The organism is Aquaspirillum serpens DSM 68, from assembly GCF_000420525.1.
In the GTDB taxonomy this organism is placed as follows: Bacteria; Pseudomonadota; Gammaproteobacteria; order Burkholderiales; family Aquaspirillaceae; genus Aquaspirillum; species Aquaspirillum serpens.
Genome location: NZ_ATVC01000024.1, coordinates 1 through 18,170 on the forward strand (window position 1 = coordinate 1; position 18,170 = coordinate 18,170).

Annotated in this window: 22 protein-coding genes; 8 read left to right on the forward strand and 14 right to left on the reverse strand. The window is 49.7% G+C overall.

Annotation, left to right across the window (positions count from 1 at the left end):
• Positions 1 to 147: 147 nt before the first annotated feature.
• On the forward strand, positions 148 to 348 hold the full coding sequence (locus G465_RS0106275) for a hypothetical protein (RefSeq protein ID WP_022653628.1): 201 nt from the start codon (positions 148 to 150) through the stop codon (positions 346 to 348).
• 39 nt (positions 349 to 387) lie between these two features.
• Here G465_RS0106275 and G465_RS0106280 read toward each other — a convergent pair whose 3' ends face one another.
• The 7 genes from G465_RS0106280 to G465_RS0106315 all read right to left on the reverse strand — a co-directional run bounded on the left by G465_RS0106280 (position 388) and on the right by G465_RS0106315 (position 5,803).
• Complete coding sequence (locus G465_RS0106280) at positions 388 to 1,167, reverse strand: MetQ/NlpA family ABC transporter substrate-binding protein (protein ID WP_022653629.1); 780 nt, start codon at positions 1,165 to 1,167, stop codon at positions 388 to 390.
• Positions 1,168 to 1,179: 12 nt separating this feature from the next.
• Positions 1,180 to 1,842, reverse strand: a complete 663-nt coding sequence (locus G465_RS0106285) for a methionine ABC transporter permease (RefSeq protein WP_022653630.1) — start codon at positions 1,840 to 1,842, stop codon at positions 1,180 to 1,182.
• A complete protein-coding gene (locus G465_RS0106290) occupies positions 1,839 to 2,861 on the reverse strand; it encodes a methionine ABC transporter ATP-binding protein (protein ID WP_022653631.1) in 1,023 nt (340 codons plus the stop codon). Before G465_RS0106290 ends, G465_RS0106285 begins: the two co-directional genes overlap by 4 nt.
• 433 nt (positions 2,862 to 3,294) lie before the next feature.
• Complete coding sequence (locus tag G465_RS0106300) at positions 3,295 to 3,600, reverse strand: c-type cytochrome (RefSeq protein WP_022653633.1); 306 nt, start codon at positions 3,598 to 3,600, stop codon at positions 3,295 to 3,297.
• A 95-nt stretch (positions 3,601 to 3,695) separates the two neighbouring features.
• Positions 3,696 to 4,280 (reverse strand): YggT family protein, encoded by a 585-nt coding sequence (locus G465_RS0106305; RefSeq protein ID WP_022653634.1) that lies wholly within the window; start codon positions 4,278 to 4,280, stop codon positions 3,696 to 3,698.
• Complete coding sequence (gene proC / locus G465_RS0106310) at positions 4,280 to 5,092, reverse strand: pyrroline-5-carboxylate reductase (protein WP_022653635.1); 813 nt, start codon at positions 5,090 to 5,092, stop codon at positions 4,280 to 4,282. The genes G465_RS0106305 and proC overlap by 1 nt, the downstream gene beginning before the upstream one ends.
• 6 nt (positions 5,093 to 5,098) lie before the next feature.
• Positions 5,099 to 5,803, reverse strand: coding sequence for a YggS family pyridoxal phosphate-dependent enzyme (locus tag G465_RS0106315; RefSeq protein ID WP_022653636.1), 705 nt, complete (start codon positions 5,801 to 5,803; stop codon positions 5,099 to 5,101).
• Positions 5,804 to 5,850: 47 nt separating this feature from the next.
• Here G465_RS0106315 and G465_RS0106320 point away from each other — a divergent pair, with 47 nt between their 5' ends.
• Complete coding sequence (locus tag G465_RS0106320) at positions 5,851 to 6,876, forward strand: type IV pilus twitching motility protein PilT (RefSeq protein WP_022653637.1); 1,026 nt, start codon at positions 5,851 to 5,853, stop codon at positions 6,874 to 6,876.
• Positions 6,876 to 8,003, forward strand: coding sequence for a GGDEF domain-containing protein (locus G465_RS15040; RefSeq protein WP_022653638.1), 1,128 nt, complete (start codon positions 6,876 to 6,878; stop codon positions 8,001 to 8,003). Before G465_RS0106320 ends, G465_RS15040 begins: the two co-directional genes overlap by 1 nt.
• A 1-nt stretch (position 8,004) precedes the next feature.
• Here the strand turns inward: G465_RS15040 and G465_RS0106330 are convergent, their stop codons facing one another.
• Together G465_RS0106330 and G465_RS15755 are read right to left on the reverse strand one after the other, a co-directional pair.
• Positions 8,005 to 9,651, reverse strand: coding sequence for a methyl-accepting chemotaxis protein (locus G465_RS0106330; protein WP_022653639.1), 1,647 nt, complete (start codon positions 9,649 to 9,651; stop codon positions 8,005 to 8,007).
• Positions 9,648 to 9,824 (reverse strand): hypothetical protein, encoded by a 177-nt coding sequence (locus G465_RS15755; RefSeq protein ID WP_022653640.1) that lies wholly within the window; start codon positions 9,822 to 9,824, stop codon positions 9,648 to 9,650. Before G465_RS15755 ends, G465_RS0106330 begins: the two co-directional genes overlap by 4 nt.
• Here G465_RS15755 and G465_RS0106340 point away from each other — a divergent pair.
• The 5 genes from G465_RS0106340 (at position 9,823) to G465_RS0106360 (ending at position 13,972) form a co-directional block, all read left to right on the forward strand.
• Complete coding sequence (locus tag G465_RS0106340; RefSeq protein ID WP_022653641.1) at positions 9,823 to 10,014, forward strand: hypothetical protein; 192 nt, start codon at positions 9,823 to 9,825, stop codon at positions 10,012 to 10,014. The two genes, G465_RS15755 and G465_RS0106340, sit on opposite strands and share 2 nt — an antisense overlap.
• 35 nt (positions 10,015 to 10,049) lie before the next feature.
• Positions 10,050 to 11,045, forward strand: a complete 996-nt coding sequence (locus tag G465_RS0106345; RefSeq protein ID WP_022653642.1) for a sulfate ABC transporter substrate-binding protein — start codon at positions 10,050 to 10,052, stop codon at positions 11,043 to 11,045.
• A gap of 73 nt (positions 11,046 to 11,118) precedes the next feature.
• A complete protein-coding gene (gene cysT, locus G465_RS0106350; protein WP_022653643.1) occupies positions 11,119 to 11,955 on the forward strand; it encodes a sulfate ABC transporter permease subunit CysT in 837 nt (278 codons plus the stop codon).
• 11 nt (positions 11,956 to 11,966) lie between these two features.
• Positions 11,967 to 12,866, forward strand: a complete 900-nt coding sequence (cysW, locus tag G465_RS13795; protein ID WP_022653644.1) for a sulfate ABC transporter permease subunit CysW — start codon at positions 11,967 to 11,969, stop codon at positions 12,864 to 12,866.
• 38 nt (positions 12,867 to 12,904) lie between these two features.
• Positions 12,905 to 13,972, forward strand: coding sequence for a sulfate/molybdate ABC transporter ATP-binding protein (locus G465_RS0106360; RefSeq protein ID WP_022653645.1), 1,068 nt, complete (start codon positions 12,905 to 12,907; stop codon positions 13,970 to 13,972).
• Positions 13,973 to 14,043: 71 nt separating this feature from the next.
• Here G465_RS0106360 and G465_RS0106365 read toward each other — a convergent pair whose 3' ends face one another.
• The 5 genes from G465_RS0106365 to G465_RS0106385 all read right to left on the reverse strand — a co-directional run bounded on the left by G465_RS0106365 (position 14,044) and on the right by G465_RS0106385 (position 18,125).
• Positions 14,044 to 14,229 (reverse strand): YgaP family membrane protein, encoded by a 186-nt coding sequence (locus G465_RS0106365; protein ID WP_022653646.1) that lies wholly within the window; start codon positions 14,227 to 14,229, stop codon positions 14,044 to 14,046.
• 81 nt (positions 14,230 to 14,310) lie between these two features.
• Positions 14,311 to 15,489 carry a YbfB/YjiJ family MFS transporter gene (locus tag G465_RS0106370; protein WP_022653647.1) on the reverse strand — a complete coding sequence of 393 codons (1,179 nt, stop codon included), beginning with the start codon at positions 15,487 to 15,489 and terminating at the stop codon, positions 14,311 to 14,313.
• Positions 15,490 to 15,556: 67 nt separating this feature from the next.
• Positions 15,557 to 16,015 (reverse strand): aspartate carbamoyltransferase regulatory subunit, encoded by a 459-nt coding sequence (pyrI, locus tag G465_RS0106375; protein ID WP_022653648.1) that lies wholly within the window; start codon positions 16,013 to 16,015, stop codon positions 15,557 to 15,559.
• A gap of 14 nt (positions 16,016 to 16,029) precedes the next feature.
• Positions 16,030 to 16,953 (reverse strand): aspartate carbamoyltransferase, encoded by a 924-nt coding sequence (gene pyrB, locus G465_RS0106380; protein ID WP_022653649.1) that lies wholly within the window; start codon positions 16,951 to 16,953, stop codon positions 16,030 to 16,032.
• Between the two features lie 125 nt (positions 16,954 to 17,078).
• Positions 17,079 to 18,125 carry a Tim44 domain-containing protein gene (locus G465_RS0106385; protein ID WP_022653650.1) on the reverse strand — a complete coding sequence of 349 codons (1,047 nt, stop codon included), beginning with the start codon at positions 18,123 to 18,125 and terminating at the stop codon, positions 17,079 to 17,081.
• Positions 18,126 to 18,170 lie beyond the last annotated feature (45 nt).

Genomic DNA, 18,170 nt, shown 5'->3' on the forward strand with positions numbered 1-18,170 from the left:
GGTGTCAGTTGGAATTTGAAGGCTTGAAGTCGTTTCATGCGTTTATTATACAAACAGCAAAGTAAACATTGATTTGTTTTTACTTTACAACCACAACACAAAACCCTAAAACGGCTTTGCCGTTTGCGCCTGATATCCCCGCCATGAATGGCGAGGTTTTACGGCGCAGGGGATAAACGAGCGTGGCCGATTGAGGACGCAGTCAACTTCTTAAAAGAGCAGTCTGGCAAACATTTCGACCCCAATTTGGTGGCGCATTTCTTGGCGATTTTGCCGGAGGTATTAGCCATTCGACAGCGTTATGCCGATGAGGACAGCGAAGACGCCGCCCTCTCTGTGCATGCTTAGGGCTGCCACTGTTGTAGCAACCCAACCGATCTCTCTGGTTTAGAATGCCGGCACAATCGCGCCCTGGTATTTCTGTTGCAAGAACGCTTTGACATCGGCACCAGTTAAGGCCGTCGCCAGTTTCTTCAGTGCTGGGCTGTCTTTGTTATCGCTGCGGCTAACCAAAATGTTGGCGTAGGGTGATTTTGCTCCTTCGATAAACAGCGCATCACGAGTCGGCACCAGCTTGGCTTCTAAAGCGTAGTTGGTATTGATCAAAGCCAAATCGACTTGATTCAAGATGCGTGGCAAGGTCGCTGCTTCTAACTCAGTGATTTTCAGCTTTTTCGGGTTGTCGGTGATGTCTTTTGCTGTTGCCAACAAATTGCTTGGATCTTTCAGCTTGATTAAGCCTTGTGCTTGTAACAACAACAAAGCACGGGCACCGTTAGAAGGATCGTTTGGAATCGCTACTCGTGCGCCTTCTTTCAAATCTTTGGCCGCTTTCACTTTTTGTGAATAGGCGCCAAACGGTTCAACATGAACCGCCGTTACCGTTACCAGCGACGTGCCTTTGTTTTTATTAAAGGTGTCGAGGTAGGGCTTGTGTTGGAAAAAGTTGGCATCTAACTTTTTCTCTGCCACTTGTACGTTAGGCTGCACATAGTCGGTAAAGACCTTAACTTCTAATTCCACACCTTCTTTAGCCAGCTTGGGTTTCACAAACTCCAAAATTTCAGCGTGAGGCACGGCAGTCGCGCCCACACTTAATTTTTCAGCATGGGCATTCACAGCAAAAGCCGCGACAACGCTAGCTGCAATCAGACTGATTCGTTTCATTTTTAATATCCTTTATTTCCGAGTGAAATGAGCAACGGCTTTATCGCCTGCCCACTGTAGAACCTGAACTAACACGATCAAAATGAAGACCGTGACGACCATCACGTCGGTTTGGAAGCGTTGATAGCCATAGCGCACGGCTAAATCCCCCAAACCGCCGCCACCAATCACCCCCGACATCGCAGAATAACCGACCAAACTAATAGCGGTTACGGTGACAGCCGCCAACAACCCCGGCAAGGCTTCTGGTAATAAAGCCAACCATAAAATCTGCCACCGTTGAGCCCCCATCGCTTGGCAAGCTTCGATAATGCCCTTGTCCAAATCGCGCAACACGTTTTCAACTAAGCGTGCAAAGAAGGGCACTGCTGCTGCGACTAAAGGAGGGATAGCTCCTTCTACACCAATTGAGGTCCCGATAAGCCACACGGTGAGCGGAATCATCACGATCAATAAGATGATGAAAGGCAATGACCGCAACACATTCACCACCAACGATAAGACCCGATATAGCCCTTTATGGCCTTGTAGCTGCGGGCTACTTGACCAAAATAGTAAGACACCAAGCGGCAAGCCCAATAACACGGTAAAAAATAATGAAACGCCGGTCAGAATCAGCGTTTCCTGTGTGCCCTGCCACAGCTCGGCAAGGTCAAGATTCACAAATTCAATCATGGCCGTTTTCCTTGTTGCAGAATATCAGTGCGAACACCGCGTGCCGCGAAAGCGTCTTGTAAGGCGGTGATATCGACTGTGTTGGCCTGCGCCACTTCAACAATCAGTTGACCGTAGGGGGTGTCTTTAATCCGGCCAATAGTACCGTGCAGGATATTGAAGGCAATGCCCCACTGCTGCGCTAACTCGTGTAATAACGGTTGGTGTGTCGTGGCGCCGGTAAAGCTCAGTCGCAATACCGCACCTTGGGCCATTGCCAATGCCGCTTGCCATTCTGCTTCGTTTTGTCCACCACTTTCCGCCAACATACTTTGCGTCGCAGGGTGGGCGGGATGGAGGAAAATCTCACTCACAGGGCCCAATTCCACAATTTCGCCGGCATCAATCACTGCCACTCGGTCACAAATGCTTTTAACCACATTCATTTCATGGGTGATTAACACAATGGTCAGCCCCATGCGGCGGTTGATATCCAACAACAGTTGCAAAATGGCTTGTGTGGTTTGTGGATCTAATGCACTCGTGGCTTCATCGCACAGCAATAATTTCGGGGCATTGGCTAATGCCCGTGCAATCCCCACCCGCTGCTTTTGTCCACCCGACAGCTGTGCCGGATATTTATGGCGGTGATCTTGTAGGCCAACCAATTCTAATAACTGTTGAATGTGCTGTGGATCGATAGGTTTTTTAGCAAGTTTGAGTGGAAAGACAATGTTTTCTTCCACAGTACGTGCCATCAACAAATTAAAGTGTTGAAACACCATACCCGTTTGTTGACGTAGGTTGACCAAACCTTGTGCGTCTAATGCGGTGATGTCTTGACCATCGATTTCAATGTGACCGCTGCTAGGACGTTCTAACAGATTCAAGGTACGAATAAGGCTACTTTTACCGGCACCGGAACGGCCAATAATGCCAAAAATTTCCCCCCGACCAATTTCCAAGTTGATATCGCGCAACGCAGTGACGGCGCGCCCATCGACTTGATAGGTTTTATAGAGGTTGCGGATACGAATCATAAGCTACCCAAAAAAAGAAGCCGCACGCGGATCACACAGTGCGGCACAGACTGTAACAGAGTCGCTAAAGACAGAAAAATGCTCATTAGTGCTTTTTTTATAAAATTTTGCACTAAGGCTTAGGTGTAAAGCGGCAATTGTACTGCAAGCGATTCAGCAAGTGGTCATCACTTTGAGCCGAGAATTTCTCCGTTTTTTCATCTGCTTGTCGCCGTAGGATCTGTCTGATGAAAACAGAGCAGTTAGGGCATTGCCAACAGTGAAACGGCCAGAGGTGGTTTGGGCAGGTGTAGAAGAAGCGTGTTTGGCGATGTTGCGGTTTGACCAGCATGCGTCAAACAAGCGCCAAGGGGAAATGGTATAGAAAGCGGCAAAGCTATTTTTGGTCCAAGCCGCCTCATCGTGGGAGATGAGGCAGCGTTTGGTCAGACAATTACTGAGCCAAGACCCATTTGACTAGGGTTTTCGCATCAGCTTCGCTGACGTTGTTCGCTGGCATTGGAATTTGACCCCAAGTACCCACGCCGCCTTTGATCACTTTCTGAACCAGTTTGGCTTCAGCGTCTTTTTGACCTTTGTATTTAGCTGCCACTTCTTTGTAGCTTGGGCCCACCACTTTCTTATCCACTGCGTGACAGGACATACAGGCTTTTTGCTGTGCCAGTTGCAGATTGGCAAAAGCAGGGGCAGCAGCAAAACTTGCGCTCAGGGCAGCAGCAATCAGCATTGCTTTTTTCATTTTTGAATTCTCCATAAACAAGGAAGATCACCATCGAGCGCTAAGCTTGGCGCTTTTTGCCGGATGATGTTTTGCGTTAACGCAACGTGTTGCCATCAGGATAACACTCGCGTTAACAAATTGAACACGCTCTGTTCAATCCATGTCACTGGTAGCATCAGGATCACTTGAATCAGCAATAACAATGCCAGTGGAGACAAATCAACACCGCCAACGTTCAAACGGCGGAAAGGTTGTAAAAATGGGGTGGTCAGACGATCGAGCAGAGGGGCCAGCGGATTATAAGGACTGACCCAAGACAAAATCGCCTGTACGATCACTGCTCCCATCAATAGATGCAGCGAAGCCCGAAACAGTTCCAGAATCGACAATAAAGCCACACCTAGCCAAGTGGGGGGGGCGGTGAAGTTAAAGGGATAAGGCGACAACACCAATAACACCGATGTTGAACACAGCGATACCAACAGCGCCAGTAACAACGTTGCGCTGTCATAGTGTTTGATACTGGGCACCCAACGTCGCAATGGTAAGACGGCAAAATTGGTGAGGGAAACGACAAATTGTACCAGTGGGTGTTGAAAAGGGGCGCGCACGAGCTGTAAATAAAAGCGCAACAACACCACCAAAACAAACAAATCGCTGACCGTTTTGAACAAAAAACGCAGGGTTTCCAGCAGCATCAGTGGTTTTCCTGATTGAGTAATTGACCTAATTCTTCCGAACGGGCGCGGCAATCTGCCACACCAGCCATCAGGGCGTGTTTTACCCCTTCTTGGTCAAAGCGTAGGATGGCCCGCTCGGTCGTACCCCCTTTTGAAGTGACATTGGCACGTAGATGAGCAGGGTCTTCTCCGCTGACACGGGCGAGTTTAACCGCTCCTTCAAATGTTGCCAGTGCCAATTCGCGGGCCTCGGCTTCGACAAAGCCTTGTGCTAATGCTGCATCGCGCAGGGCCTCAATTAAATAAAACACATAAGCCGGCCCACTGCCAGAAATCGCGGTGATGGCATCCATCGCTTTTTCATCTGCAACCCATTGCGTCGAGCCAACTGCATCCATGATTTGTGTGGCGGTTGTACGGTCGCGAAGGCTTAGCGTGTCCTCGGCAAATAAACCTGAGATACCGAGGCCAACCAGTGCCGGCGTATTCGGCATCACTCGCACAATGCGCTGATGTCCACCTAACCAACGGCTTAAGGTGGCAACACCCACACCGGCGGCAATCGATAACACTAAGGCATGATTCAAGCGTGGAGCAATCTCTTGGCACACTTCTTTGAGTTGTTGCGGCTTCACCGCCAACACAATGATTTCTTGTTCATCGAACTGGGCTGGCAAGGTTGCGCCAGCGGCAATCCGAAAGTGGGTAATCAATTCGGTGCACTTAGCTACATTTGGCTCAACCACCCGAATTTGGGTGTCAGCCAATTTCACTAAGCCACCGATGATGGCGGTTGCCATATTGCCGCCGCCGATAAATGTAATATTCATTGCAAATCATCCTTCCCGTTGAGACGATGGCCGCGCACCAAACAAAGCACTCCCCACTCTCACCATGGTGGCACCTTGTGCCACTGCCAGCTCGATATCAGCCGACATCCCCATCGAAAGCGTGTCGAGTGTTAAACCGTGTTGCTGCAATTCTACAAATAACTGCTGTAAACAGCGAAATTGTGCCGCTAATGCGGCTTCATCTGCTGCGGCTTCTGGAATACACATCAAACCGCGTAGGCGTAGTTTGGGCAAGGTAGCGATAGCCTGAGCCAACGCTAACGCTTGTTCTGGATCGACCCCGCTTTTTGAGGCTTCGCCACTGACATTAACCTGAAGACAGACATTTAATGGTGGTAGCGTAGATGGCCGTTGTTCAGACAAGCGTTGGGCAATTTTGAGCCGATCAACAGAATGAATCCAACTGGCTAACTCTGCCACATGGCGTGTTTTATTGCTCTGTAATGGGCCAATAAAATGCCATTCTATCGCCAAATCGGCCAAGGTTTGCTGCTTTTCCAGCCATTCCTGCACATAGTTTTCACCAAAAGCGGTTTGCCCTGCGGCAAAGGCTTGACGCACTCGATCGGCGCTGACAGTTTTGCTGACTGCCAATAATTGCACACTATGGGCTGGCCGCTGGGCCGCTTGCTCTGCTTGGCGCAAACGCTGTTGGATGGCTTGTAATGAAAGGGTAAGGTTTTCTGTCATAATCAATTTCTATCAAACATGCTGTTTGTGAAAAGGGAGGCTCTGTCGTGTTGTTATCTGAATTGTTGGCATTTGCCTATCAACACAAGGCATCGGATGTGCATTTGGTGAGTGGTTCAGCGCCAGTTTTGCGGATTGGTGGGGTGTTACAAACCCTAGACATGCCAATATTGACCGCAGAAGCGCTGTTGAGCATTCTAAACCGAGAGCCAGCCATCGCGCCCTATCTCAGCGCATTAAGCGAACAGGAACAGGATTTTGCGCTATCTTTTCCTGAACTGGGTCGGGTGCGCTTTAATATTTTTCTACAACAGCATGGCGTATCCTGTGCCATGCGACTTTTGCCTAAGCAATTACCGGTTCTGGCCGATTTAGGGATACCTGATGCCTTATTAGCCTGTTGTTTGCAGCAACAAGGCCTAATTTTAGTCACCGGTGCCACTGGATCAGGAAAATCCACTACGCTGGCAGCCTTGGTGCAATACATCAACCACACCCAGCCTCGGCATATTGTGACGTTAGAAGATCCCATCGAATGGATACACAGTGCGAAATATGCCCTGATTCAACAGCGAGAGATTGGCCAACATAGCCCCTCGTTTGCACACGCCTTGCGTGCCGCCTTACGACAAGATCCAGATGTCTTGTTAATCGGGGAATTGCGCGATGTCGAAGTGATGCGGCTGGCGCTAACGGCAGCAGAAACTGGGCATTTGGTATTGGCTACATTGCATACCGGCTCGGCTGTCAGCGCAGTCGATCGCCTGCTTGATAGTTTTCCTGCTGCTGAACGCGATATGGCAGCGGCGATATTGGCCGACACCTTGTTAGCGGTGGTAGCACAAACCTTATTACCAACGGTGGTAGAAGGCCAACGTTGTGCTGTATTTGAATTATTGCTGTCTACCCCTGCGGTAAAAAACTTAATTCGGGAGCGCAATAGCGCGCAATTGCTCTCGGTGTTACAAACAGGACAAGCCCACGGTATGCAAACCCTGATACAGGATACGCAACGACTTTATGATGCTGGTGTGATTGACCACGCAACAAGGCTTTCGGTAAAAAATCTGTGATGAAACATGATTATTGGCAACGGTGTTCCGCTTGGTGGTTAGGCAGCCGAGATAAACCGTTTGAATACACCCATCACGCCCTGTTATTGGTTGGGGGCGGTTTGCATTTGGTGGCAGCCGTGTTCAATTTGGCTTTGGAAACCGCCGAGGCCAACTATGCAATATCAATGTTGATGCTGGTGCCACTGTATCTATTTTTTTGGTATCAATCCCGTTGGTGTGGCCGTTTTCAGATCATGGCGGTGGCGTTCAACTTTTTATTTGTGTTGTTTAATCTGCCACTGAATTGGTTTTTTAACGGCGGTTCGGCTGGCCCGACGCTGATGTTCTACTTGATTGGTTTGGTTTATATCACGGTGGTATTGCGTAGTTTGGGACGGGTACAACGGGCGTTGCAGCTGTTATTTTTATTGGTGCCTGTACTGTTGTTATTGGTCGAACAGCAATATCCCCACTGGGTCTATCCCTATCCGAATGAACAAGTACGGCAGTGGGATTTGGTGTTTAGCTATTTTGTCACAGCGGTGTGCGTGCTGATTTTGGTCAACAACTATGGCCGGCGCTATCAGCTCGAACGGGATCGTGCTACGGCATTGGCCGAACAACTGCGGCTGTTGGCGGAACGCGATACGTTAACTGGTTTGTTTAATCGCCGCGCCATGGAGCAATCTTATCAAGCTTGGCAAGGACAACCATTCTGTGTGGCGTTGATGGATTTAGACCACTTTAAGCGGCTAAACGACACTTTTGGTCATGCTTATGGCGATGAAGTCTTAAAACGCTTTGCTGAGTTGGCACAGAAAGTGGCGACCCCACTACAAGCGGTTGCCGGCCGACACGGTGGTGAGGAATTTGTGTTGTTGATACCCGGTGAGATCGCGATTGCCGAGCAATGCCTGATTCAATTACGCCAACAGCTCTACGCTATTGATTTGCTACACGGTGTGGTTACGTTTAGTGGCGGGATTGTGCAGGCTTGTGAAGAGGAATCACTAGATCACGCCTTACACCGCGCTGATCTGTTGTTATATGCCGCAAAAGAACAAGGCCGTGATCGAGTGTTGATCGAAACGCACACTTCACACACGGCCCCAAGGCAAGAAGAATCTGCCGAGTCAATGGCTTAACTCACACCGTTTCTGGCAAACGGAAACGCGCCAATTGCTGCCGCAATGCTCCAACGCTGTCATTTAGCGATTGCGCCGCCGACGCCGATTGTGTCGCGGCAGCGCTGTTTTGTTCAGAAACTGCCGCTAATGACTCAACATGACTGCCAATATGACGACTGGTCGCCGATTGGGTCTGTAAGGCTTCGGTTAAGGCATTCAATTCCCGCCGTGCTACCACTGCACCATCGCGCAATTCGCTTAAGGGTTTCACCAAACCGCTAATCAGCGATACCCCAAAACTGACTAATTTCTCACCCTGCAATAAATTATCTGCCGCTCGTCGGGTTTGTTCCTGTACCCAAGCAATGGTTTGGCTAATGTCAGTGGTGGCAACACGAGTTTTCTCTGCCAATTGCCGGACTTCATCGGCGACGACGGCAAACCCTCGCCCCTGCTCTCCGGCGCGTGCCGCTTCAATCGAGGCATTCAAAGCCAATAAATTGGTCTGTTCTGCTACCGCTGCAATGGTTTGCACAATGCGGCTGATTTCATCGGTACGCGCTGCCAAGTGTGAGACATCCTCCGCCGAGCTTTGAATTGCTTGCACCATGTTTTGGATTTCTTGGGCGGCTTGCACGATGACTTTATCGCTACTGCTGGCTAATTGCTGTGCCGATTCAGAGGCCTGTAGTGCTTGATTGGCATTACCTGCAATTTGGGCAATATTTGTGAGCATTTCTTCGACAGACGCAGCAATACTGGCTGATGATTCGCTTTGCACTTCTGTGGCGGAGGCAATTTGTTGTGAAGCAGTAGCCACTTCTTCTGCTACGCGATTGACGCTATCCCCTTCTTGCACAATGACGGCAAAGCTATGACTGATGGTGTCTAGCAGGTGGTTAAAGGCTTGTGCCGTACGGGCAATTTCGTCTTGGCCTTTGATTTGACAACGCCGCGTTAAATCAAGGTCTTGGCTGCTACTTTCCGCCGTTGTGCGCATGGCATTCAGTGGGCGCAGAATGGTGCGGATAATCCATTGCGCCAATAAAATAAAACCAGCGGTGGCTAATAAACCAAACCACAGAATGGCCTGACTATTTTGTTGCAAGGTTTCGACCAATGCCGCTTCATTTTCATTAGCGATACGGTTGGTCATCTCTAACAAGGTTTCTAACTCATTCTCTAGCTGTTGCATCAACGGGGCCATGTCGGCTAACCCTGCCCGATATTGGTCGAGCACTGACGCGGTCACTTCCGGCGCTGCTAAGAGATGATCAAGTTGTTGTGATCGCTGTTGCCACTGTTGCCAGAGTGGTTCAATTTTGGCCCATTGTGCCTGCGTTTTTTCTCCACGAACGAGGGCTAAGTAATGGGTTTTGCTCTGTTCAAGGTTTTGCCACAGTTGTTGTGTGAGTTGTCGGGTGTGTTTCACCCGTTCAGGTTCCGGAATAAAGCCATCGGTTAACAGTTGATATTGTACCAACTCAATCGCCAAGCGCTGTTTATTCAAATTTGCTACGCCTTGCACCGCTGGCAGGTGTAAATCCACCACCAGCTTCATACCTTCTGTGCTGAGCCGCATACCAGATAAGCCCAACAAACCCACTAAACCCATGGCACCTATGGCTAACAGTGCAAGGGCAAATAGGCGTAAGCGCACGCTCATCCTTGTGCTCCCTCGTGATGTAATGGTTTGGTTTGTGCTGGAGACCAGCTTTCTTCGATGTTTTCTAACAGTTCACTGAGTGCCGATTCGCATTGTTTTAGGCGTTGGCAGGCGGCGTTTAACTCATGACAGATCGCATTGGCAATCGAGGAAGATTGAGGGGAGAACATCATGGTTTTCCTTCAATGTCTGGCCAAAGAATGTCAAGCAATTTACGGTTTGATGTTTACAACAATAAACATGTTTTATGCATTTTTTATTGCGGTGCAACTAGCGCTGACTTACCGGCAAGATCGTTATAACCAAAATATATTTTTGGTATTGCAAAATGATATTTCAGGTAATAAAGAAGCACAGGTATAGTCGCGTTCATTGTGAATCAATCAGGATGCCAGACCATGAAAGCCTTTATCAGCAAAACCGTGTTAGCACTTAGCCTTGCTTTATCGGGAACGGCTTTTGCCAACACCTCGATTTTGAATGTCAGCTATGACGTCATGCGAGACTTTTATAAAGACCTCAATCCGGCATTCCAAAAATCTTACAAAGCCCAAACCGGCCAAGATATTGCGGTGCAACAGTCGCATGGTGGTTCAAGCAAACAGGCCATGAGCGTGGTGAGTGGGTTGGAAGCTGACGTCATTACCATGAACCAAGCACCGGACATTGATCTGTTGGCTGAGCGTGGCGCTTTAGTGCCAAAAAACTGGCAGCAACGCCTGCCCGACAATGCCGCCCCGTTTACTTCAACCATGATTTTCTTGGTACGCAAAGGCAATCCAAAACAAATCAAAGATTGGAACGACCTGACCAAACAAGGTGTGGCGGTGATTATTCCTAACCCAAAAATCACCGGTAATGGTCGTTACACCTATTTGGCTGCATGGGGTCAGGCACAAAAAGCCGGTGGTGAAGCTAAAGCACGTCAGTATGTGGAATCGTTGTTCAAAAACGTGCCGGTGTTAGATGCCGGTGGTCGTGCCGCAACTACAACTTTTATGCAGCGCAATATCGGTGATGTGTTAGTAACCTTTGAAAACGAAGCTGAAATGGTGGCGCGTGAGTTTGGCCGTGGCAGTTTTGATGTGATTTATCCTGCGGTGTCGATTCTGGCTGAAAGTCCGGTCAGTGTTGTTGATAAAGTGGTGGATAAAAAAGGCACCCGTAAAGTGGCCGAGGATTATTTGAAATTCCTGTGGTCACCAGAAGGGCAAGAAATTGCTGCACAAAACTATCTGCGGCCACGCAATGCCCAAGTGTTAGCAAAATACAGCAAGCAGTTCCCAGCGATTAAAACCTTCACCGTTGAAGAAACCTTCGGCTCGTGGAAAAAAGCGATGGATACCCACTTCAAAGACGGTGGTGTGTTCGATCAAATCTACGCCAAGCGTTAATCGTGTCGGGCTGCCAATCCAATCGGTGAAAAGCAGCCCGATCAAACGAGGTTTTGCTTAAAGCAGCGTCCAGATGAATTTATTCAATAAAAAACACAGCGTTTTACCAGGCTTTGGTTTGGGCTTGGGCTACACCCTGTTTTGGTTGTGCTTAATTGTGTTGTTGCCGCTGTTGGCTTTGGTGCTAAAAAGCAGCGAGCTAGGCTGGCAGGGGTTTTGGGAAACAGTTTCAACCGATCGTGTCATTGCTTCGCTGAAGCTGTCTTTTGGTGCGTCGTTAGTGGCAGCGTTAATCAATGCCCTTTTTGGTTTTTTGGTCGCGTGGGTGTTGGTGCGTTATTCCTTCCCCGGCAAACGCTTTGTTGATGCATTGGTAGATTTGCCCTTTGCCTTGCCCACTGCGGTGGCGGGGATTGCCTTGACCACACTGTATGCGCCAAACGGTTGGTTTGGTCAGTATTTAGAGCCTTTAGGGATTAAAGTCGCTTTTACCCCGATTGGGATTATGGTGGCACTGACCTTTATTGGCTTGCCGTTTGTGGTACGGACAGTGCAGCCGGTATTGCAGGATTTAGAAGCAGAATTAGAAGAAGCGGCGACCTGTCTTGGTGCCAATCGGTGGCAAATTTTTCAGCGGGTGATTTTTCCTGCCACGCTGCCGGCGTTGCTCACTGGCTTTACCTTGGCCCTAGCACGCGCAACTGGTGAATTTGGTTCGGTGATCTTTATCGCTGGCAATATCCCGATGGTGTCAGAAATTACCCCCTTGCTGATTATTGGTAAGTTGGAGCAATACGACTACCTCGGTGCCACAGCGATTGCGGTCGTGATGTTGATGATTTCGTTTGTGATGCTGTTACTCATCAATGGCATCCAGTGGTGGGCAGGACGTCGCCACGGTATTCGTTAAGGAAAAAAGCGATGGCACTGGCAACCAATCAAACCGAGCGCACTGCCGCGACAACTGAATCTGTTGTGGTGCGCTATGTGCTAACTGGTTTTGCATTAGTTTTTCTGACTTTATTTTTATTTGTGCCGCTGGTTTCTGTGTTTTGGGAAGCCTTGGCCAAAGGCTGGGATTTATACCTCGCAGCCCTAACCGATCCTGAAGCCGTCAATGCCATTAAGCTGACATTGATTACTGCCTTAATCGCAGTGCCGCTGAATTTGGTCTTTGGTGTTGCCGCCGCGTGGGCAATTGCTCGTTTTGAGTTCCGTGGTAAGGCGCTGCTGACAACCTTGATCGATTTGCCCTTCTCGATCTCGCCGGTGGTGGCTGGCTTGATTTATGTGTTGCTGTTTGGGGCGCAAGGCTGGTTAGGTCCGTGGCTTGCTGAGCATGATATTAAAATTATCTTTGCCATCCCCGGCATTGTATTGGCTACTGTGTTTGTGACTTTCCCCTTTGTTGCGCGTGAGCTAATCCCTCTGATGCAGGCACAAGGGGCCGACGAGGAACAAGCCGCTTTGGTCTTAGGGGCCTCTGGCTGGCAGACCTTTTGGCGTGTGACACTGCCAAATATCAAGTGGGGTCTGTTATATGGCGTGATTTTATGTAATGCCCGTGCAATGGGTGAGTTTGGCGCAGTGAGTGTGGTCTCGGGACATATTCGTGGCCAGACCAATACCGTTCCCCTGCATGTCGAAATTCTTTACAACGAATATAACTTCATCGGTGCTTTTGCCTGTGCTTCGTTATTGGCTGGCTTGGCTTTGGTGACATTGGCGCTCAAAACCTTTGTGGAATGGCGCGCGACCCAACAACATAAAGGCGATGCCGTGCCATTAGAAGCCCGCGCTCGCTTGGCAAGTGCACATTAAGTGTGATGGCCTGACGACGAATTAAGGATGGTTTTGTCATGAGTATCGATATCCGTAATGTACGTAAGACCTTTGGCGATTTTATTGCCCTAGAAAATATCAATCTCGACATTGCTTCGGGTGAATTATTGGCGTTGCTGGGGCCATCTGGCTGTGGCAAAACCACTTTATTGCGCATTATTGCTGGCTTAGAAACCCCCGATTCCGGTCAAATTCTGTTTCATGGTGAAGATGCTACCGATCGCCACGTGTCAGAACGCCAAGTGGGTTTTGTCTTTCAACACTATGCGCTGTTCCGCCATATGACCGTATTTGATAATGTGGCGTTTGGTTTAAGTGTCCGTCCGCGTCGTTCGCGTCCTTCCAAAGAAGAAATCCGCGAACGGGTGATGAAGTTATTGAAATTGGTGCAATTAGATTGGCTGGCAGACGCTTATCCTGCACAGTTATCGGGTGGTCAACGGCAGCGGATTGCTTTGGCGCGGTCGTTGGCCGTCGAACCTCGGGTGTTGTTGTTAGATGAGCCTTTTGGTGCATTAGATGCCAAGGTGCGTAAAGATTTGCGCCGGTGGTTACGCCGGTTGCACGATGAAATGCACATTACCAGCGTGTTTGTTACCCATGATCAGGAAGAAGCATTAGAAGTATCGGATCGTGTGGTGGTGATGAATCATGGCCGGATTGAACAAGCCGGTCGACCAGATGAAATCTACGAAACCCCTGCTACGCCTTTTGTGACGCAATTCTTAGGGGATGTGAATTTATTCCACGGTCGGGTCGATGCTGGGCAAGTTGCAATTGGCGACTATGCACACCCGATTGCTGACCCATCAGCCACGGATGGGGCGGCGAAAGTGTATGTGCGGCCGCATGATATTGAGTTATCGCGTGAACCCGGGGCGGCCTTGGCTTCTGGCACCATTGAGCATATCCACGCCGTAGGGCCGATTGTCCGAGTTGAATTAAAACGTGATGACAGCGATACCTATATCGATGCCGCTCTGACCAAGGAACAATATCAATCGCTGCGTTTGATGTTAGGCGATCAGGTCTATATTCGCCCCCGTAAAGTGGCGGTGTTTGTTGATGAAGGGGCTCACATCTAAACTGGTTCACAGCAAACATGTAAAAACGGCGACCGCAACAGTCGCCGTTTTTTGTCATCAAAAGCTTTTGCTCATTTCTTGCAGGTATTGATGCCCAAGATGGCATAAGGTGGGCACCATCCTAACAGGCCGGTTGCCACGGGAACCAAACCTAAAAATGCCCAAGGGCTGGCTGGCCCAACAAAAGCCAAACTCACGATACCTAATCCTGCAATCACGCGAATCACGCGCTCTGTTTTACCGATATTGCATTGCATTTTTGGACTCCTGTGACACAGTAGAAAGAAGAATGTCGTAGGTAAATAATACACCAAAAAACATTATGTAAAAAAATATATTTAAGCCTTTGGTGTCCGTAATGTCCACAGCCATGCCCACACCAACGCCACGCCACCCACCAAGTAGGTATCGGTCATGCTGGCGCCGTGCTCAAGCCACCACCGCGCCATCCACGGCCCAGTCAATTGGGTAAAAGCATATAAAGTCACCAAACCGGCAGAAATCCTTGGCCCTTGGTGGGGATGTAAATTGCGGCCTAAACGTTGGCTAAGTAACACGCTGCCGAGGAAAGTGGTACCGACTAACACGGCACATAACAACACACCGACACTGCCGCTGAACAAGATCGGTGCAAATACCCCAGCACCTTGAATGGCATAGTTCAATAACAGCGCCGTTTTATCCCCTAAGCGTGCCCCTAGCTGATTCCACAGCCACGCCGCACCCAAGGTACAACAGGCCAAAATAGTCCACGCTCCACCCAATAACCAGTGGTCGGCAGGCAATTGTTCTTTCGCCACTACCGGTAAAAACGTGGTGGGTAAGATATAGCCTAAGCCTGCACCAGCATAGGCCATAAAGAGTGGCAAACTTTTGCGGTCGATCAACGGTGTGGTGGTATGAGGCGCGGGTGCCGCTGCTTGTTGTGGATGCGGTCGATCGAGTCGCATTAAATGCCAACCACTGAAGGCGGCCAACGGGATAGCAAATAGCGCCATCGGCCACCAACGATCCATGCCATGCAATATCTCGTGCGGCCACCATGCTAACGCATTCGACAGCAGCAATCCTGTCCCGACACCAAAGTACACCAACCCACTTAATGCCAACTTGCCATGCCGCGATAACCATTCCAACACCAAAGCTGGTGCTTGGACGAATACAATGCCATTGCTGATGCCGTTTAATAAACGTAGTAATAAAAACAGCGTAGGATCAGTGGCAATAACTTGTAGTGTGGTGGTGATGGCGCTGGTTGCCAGTGCGAGAGGTAGAGCGCGGCGAATGTGATCGGGATGATGGAAGCGAATCGCTAACACGGCGCCCAGCAGATAACCGATGTAATTCCACGTTGCCATGGTGGCACCGGTTTGCAAAGAAAAAACCCCGTCAGCAACCAACATTGGCAACAACGGGGTATAGGCAAAGCGTCCAAGACCATGGACGACAATCAGTGCGATAGCCGTAGCAAGAATCGGCAACCACAGCTTAGTAGGAGGGCTATGAGCGGGGGACACGACTGGCCTCAACAAAGTTTGGCCCCATACCCTAGCGGTTTTTCAATAAAAAGGCCAGTCGATTGGCCTAGCTTAAACCGGTAAAAACTTCTTTGGCGTAAGCCTTTTCACAATATTTACATTTCAGACGAATTTCACCGTGGCGGCTGCGGACACTAAAGTGACTGGTCACCGGTTCTACATGGCTAATACAGTTGCTATTTGGACACACCAATACCCCAGCAATCGATTCTGGCACGCCTAATTTGTGTTTTGCCACCACCTCAAAGTTCTCGATGACATTCACCGTGGCATCGGGCGCATACAGCGCCAGTTGGTTAGCGTCTTCCGCGCTCAATAAGATATTTTCGACCTTAATCAGGTCTTTTTTGCCTGAGCGTTGGCTGGGAAGATTAAACCCCATATATACCCGCTGTCCGCTTTCTGACAAACGCAACAGCTTAGCAATCCGACGACCTTGACCCGCCGGAATATGGTCAATCACAGTGCCATCTTTTAAGGCTTCAACGGTAAGTTTGTGTTCCATTACAGCGGTCTTTCTTAAAGCGTCTCGTTAAGAACCAAGGCTAATAAGGCTTGGCGGGCATAAACGCCGTTTTCTGCTTGTTGGAAATAATAGGCATACGGGGTTTGATCAACGCCAATTTCAATTTCATCCACCCGTGGTAACGGATGCAATACCCGCAAGTTGGGACGGGCATGGGCTAAGGTGTCTGCAGTCAACACAAAACGCGATTTCACCTGATGGAATTCGGTTTCTTCAAAGCGTTCTTTTTGCACCCGTGTCATGTAAAGAATATCCAGCTCCGGCACCACTTCTTCGATATCTTCATGGTCGGAATATTCGATATGGCGCTCGTCTAATTCTTCATACAGATAATCGGGCAGAGCCAAGGCCGGTGGCGCAATAAAATAAAAGCGGCAGCCAAACAGCGATAAGGCTTGTACCAAGGAATGCACCGTGCGGCCATATTTCAAATCACCGACAAATGCCACTTTCAGCCCATCAAGCCGACCTTGGGTTTCATGCAAGGTAAATAGATCAAGCAGGGTTTGTGTCGGGTGTTGATTGGCACCATCACCAGCATTGATGACAGGCTTGGTTGAACATTCGGCCGCCAAACGTGCTGCCCCATCGCGAGGATGACGCATGACATAAGCGTCAACATAAGAAGTGATGATTCTGACCGAATCGGCCAGTGTTTCCCCTTTTTTGGCGAGGGAGGTATTGCCTGCATCGGCAAACCCAATCACCGAGCCACCTAGCCGTTGCACTGCGGTTTCAAACGATAGCCGAGTGCGGGTTGACGCTTCGAAAAAACAGCTTGCCACAACACGATCTTTTAATAAATCGTTGCGTGGATGTCGTTTGAGTTCAGCTGCTGTATGTACCACCAGCTCTAATTCTTCGCGGCTTAGATCAGAGATGGAAATGATATGTTTCTGGTACAGCGGATTGGCCATCGCCTTACCTCTTCGCTTGGGGATGAAAGACAAAAGATGGCCTAGATTATACGCGCTGCGTGAAATTCAGGCCGAAAAAAAGCCCGACCGAAGTCGGGCCAAAGGGCTTTGCGGGAAGCCGCTAGTTAACCTTGTTGAATCCCTGCCACAATCCATTTGTTATCGGTTTGGGCCGATTTGATGTAGTGCCATGTTTCGCTAAATGGCATCAACGGCGCGTTGACCGACTCGCTGACCATGCCGTGGAAGCGCACGCTTGCCACATAGCCGCCATTTTCCTGTTCTGCATTTAAGAAGTCGCAATTCAGGGTTGGGAAGTCGGCTGGTTCCATGTTGTCGCTAATATCAGCACGCAGGGCATCAAACAACTGTGGAGTCAGATACTTACGAATTTCATCCAAGTTAGCCGGATTGTTCATGCTTTGCACATGCAAGAACGTGGCTTTGGCTTGGCGCAAAAAGTGAGGTACTTCGGTACCATCAGGCAAACGACCAGAGGCAAAGTTAGAAGCCGCACTCATCCCACCGCCGCCTTGGGCATAGGGTGTGTTATTGAACAGTGAACTGCCGGGGGTTTGATTGCGTTGCATATCCTGACCATAAGGCACGCCACCCGCTGGCGCTAAGCCACCACCCAATGGACGTTGCGACAAAGGCGAGGCAGTTTTCTTTTTCTTCATGAACATCATGACTGCACCACCTAACAACATCAGCAAAATCAAACCACCCCAAGGGAATCCCCCCCCTTCTTCGGTGGGAGCCGGTGCTGGGGTTGCTGCAGCGGCAGCAGGTGCAGCGGTGGTCGCAGCTGTCGCAGCGCTATTTGCTGCGCCTTCTGCGGTTTTCGCGGCAGTATCGGCGGCGGCTTTCTCGTCATCGCTGAGGGCTTCGCTCAGCATATAGCCGGCGGCAGCACCCGCGACACCTGCGGCCACCATACCACCTACTCCGGGGCCAGAGGAGGCTGGGCGTGCGGTTTGTGGCGCCATCGGTGCAGGCGCTAACGGTTGTGGTTTTGCTGCTGGCGTTTGTTGGTTATAGCTTTGGGTCGGGGTACTGCGCTGCATTCCACTGGATTTCCCTTTCCCCAGTCGGGCGGCTTCTGCAAGCGGTGCCGCGAGCACTGCAGTCAGCGTCAAACATAAAACAAGGCGGCTTGGTTGCAAGGTCATGATGATTCTCCAGCAAAATCTAAAAATGAGCGCGAATACGCACGA

Bases quoted from the DNA above. Each gene is read 5' to 3' on its own strand.
- G465_RS0106275 (WP_022653628.1), top strand. From the start codon at position 148: ATGGCGAGGTTTTACGGCGCAGGGGATAAACGAGCGTGGCCGATTGAG.
- G465_RS0106280 (WP_022653629.1), bottom strand. From the start codon at position 1,167: ATGAAACGAATCAGTCTGATTGCAGCTAGCGTTGTCGCGGCTTTTGCT.
- G465_RS0106285 (WP_022653630.1), bottom strand. From the start codon at position 1,842: ATGATTGAATTTGTGAATCTTGACCTTGCCGAGCTGTGGCAGGGCACA.
- G465_RS0106290 (WP_022653631.1), bottom strand. From the start codon at position 2,861: ATGATTCGTATCCGCAACCTCTATAAAACCTATCAAGTCGATGGGCGC.
- G465_RS0106300 (WP_022653633.1), bottom strand. From the start codon at position 3,600: ATGAAAAAAGCAATGCTGATTGCTGCTGCCCTGAGCGCAAGTTTTGCT.
- G465_RS0106305 (WP_022653634.1), bottom strand. From the start codon at position 4,280: ATGCTGCTGGAAACCCTGCGTTTTTTGTTCAAAACGGTCAGCGATTTG.
- proC (WP_022653635.1), bottom strand. From the start codon at position 5,092: ATGAATATTACATTTATCGGCGGCGGCAATATGGCAACCGCCATCATC.
- G465_RS0106315 (WP_022653636.1), bottom strand. From the start codon at position 5,803: ATGACAGAAAACCTTACCCTTTCATTACAAGCCATCCAACAGCGTTTG.
- G465_RS15040 (WP_022653638.1), top strand. From the start codon at position 6,876: ATGAAACATGATTATTGGCAACGGTGTTCCGCTTGGTGGTTAGGCAGC.
- G465_RS0106330 (WP_022653639.1), bottom strand. From the start codon at position 9,651: ATGAGCGTGCGCTTACGCCTATTTGCCCTTGCACTGTTAGCCATAGGT.
- G465_RS0106340 (WP_022653641.1), top strand. From the start codon at position 9,823: ATGGTTTTCCTTCAATGTCTGGCCAAAGAATGTCAAGCAATTTACGGT.
- G465_RS15755 (WP_022653640.1), bottom strand. From the start codon at position 9,824: ATGATGTTCTCCCCTCAATCTTCCTCGATTGCCAATGCGATCTGTCAT.
- G465_RS0106345 (WP_022653642.1), top strand. From the start codon at position 10,050: ATGAAAGCCTTTATCAGCAAAACCGTGTTAGCACTTAGCCTTGCTTTA.
- cysT (WP_022653643.1), top strand. From the start codon at position 11,119: ATGAATTTATTCAATAAAAAACACAGCGTTTTACCAGGCTTTGGTTTG.
- cysW (WP_022653644.1), top strand. From the start codon at position 11,967: ATGGCACTGGCAACCAATCAAACCGAGCGCACTGCCGCGACAACTGAA.
- G465_RS0106360 (WP_022653645.1), top strand. From the start codon at position 12,905: ATGAGTATCGATATCCGTAATGTACGTAAGACCTTTGGCGATTTTATT.
- G465_RS0106365 (WP_022653646.1), bottom strand. From the start codon at position 14,229: ATGCAATGCAATATCGGTAAAACAGAGCGCGTGATTCGCGTGATTGCA.
- pyrI (WP_022653648.1), bottom strand. From the start codon at position 16,015: ATGGAACACAAACTTACCGTTGAAGCCTTAAAAGATGGCACTGTGATT.
- pyrB (WP_022653649.1), bottom strand. From the start codon at position 16,953: ATGGCCAATCCGCTGTACCAGAAACATATCATTTCCATCTCTGATCTA.
- G465_RS0106385 (WP_022653650.1), bottom strand. From the start codon at position 18,125: ATGACCTTGCAACCAAGCCGCCTTGTTTTATGTTTGACGCTGACTGCA.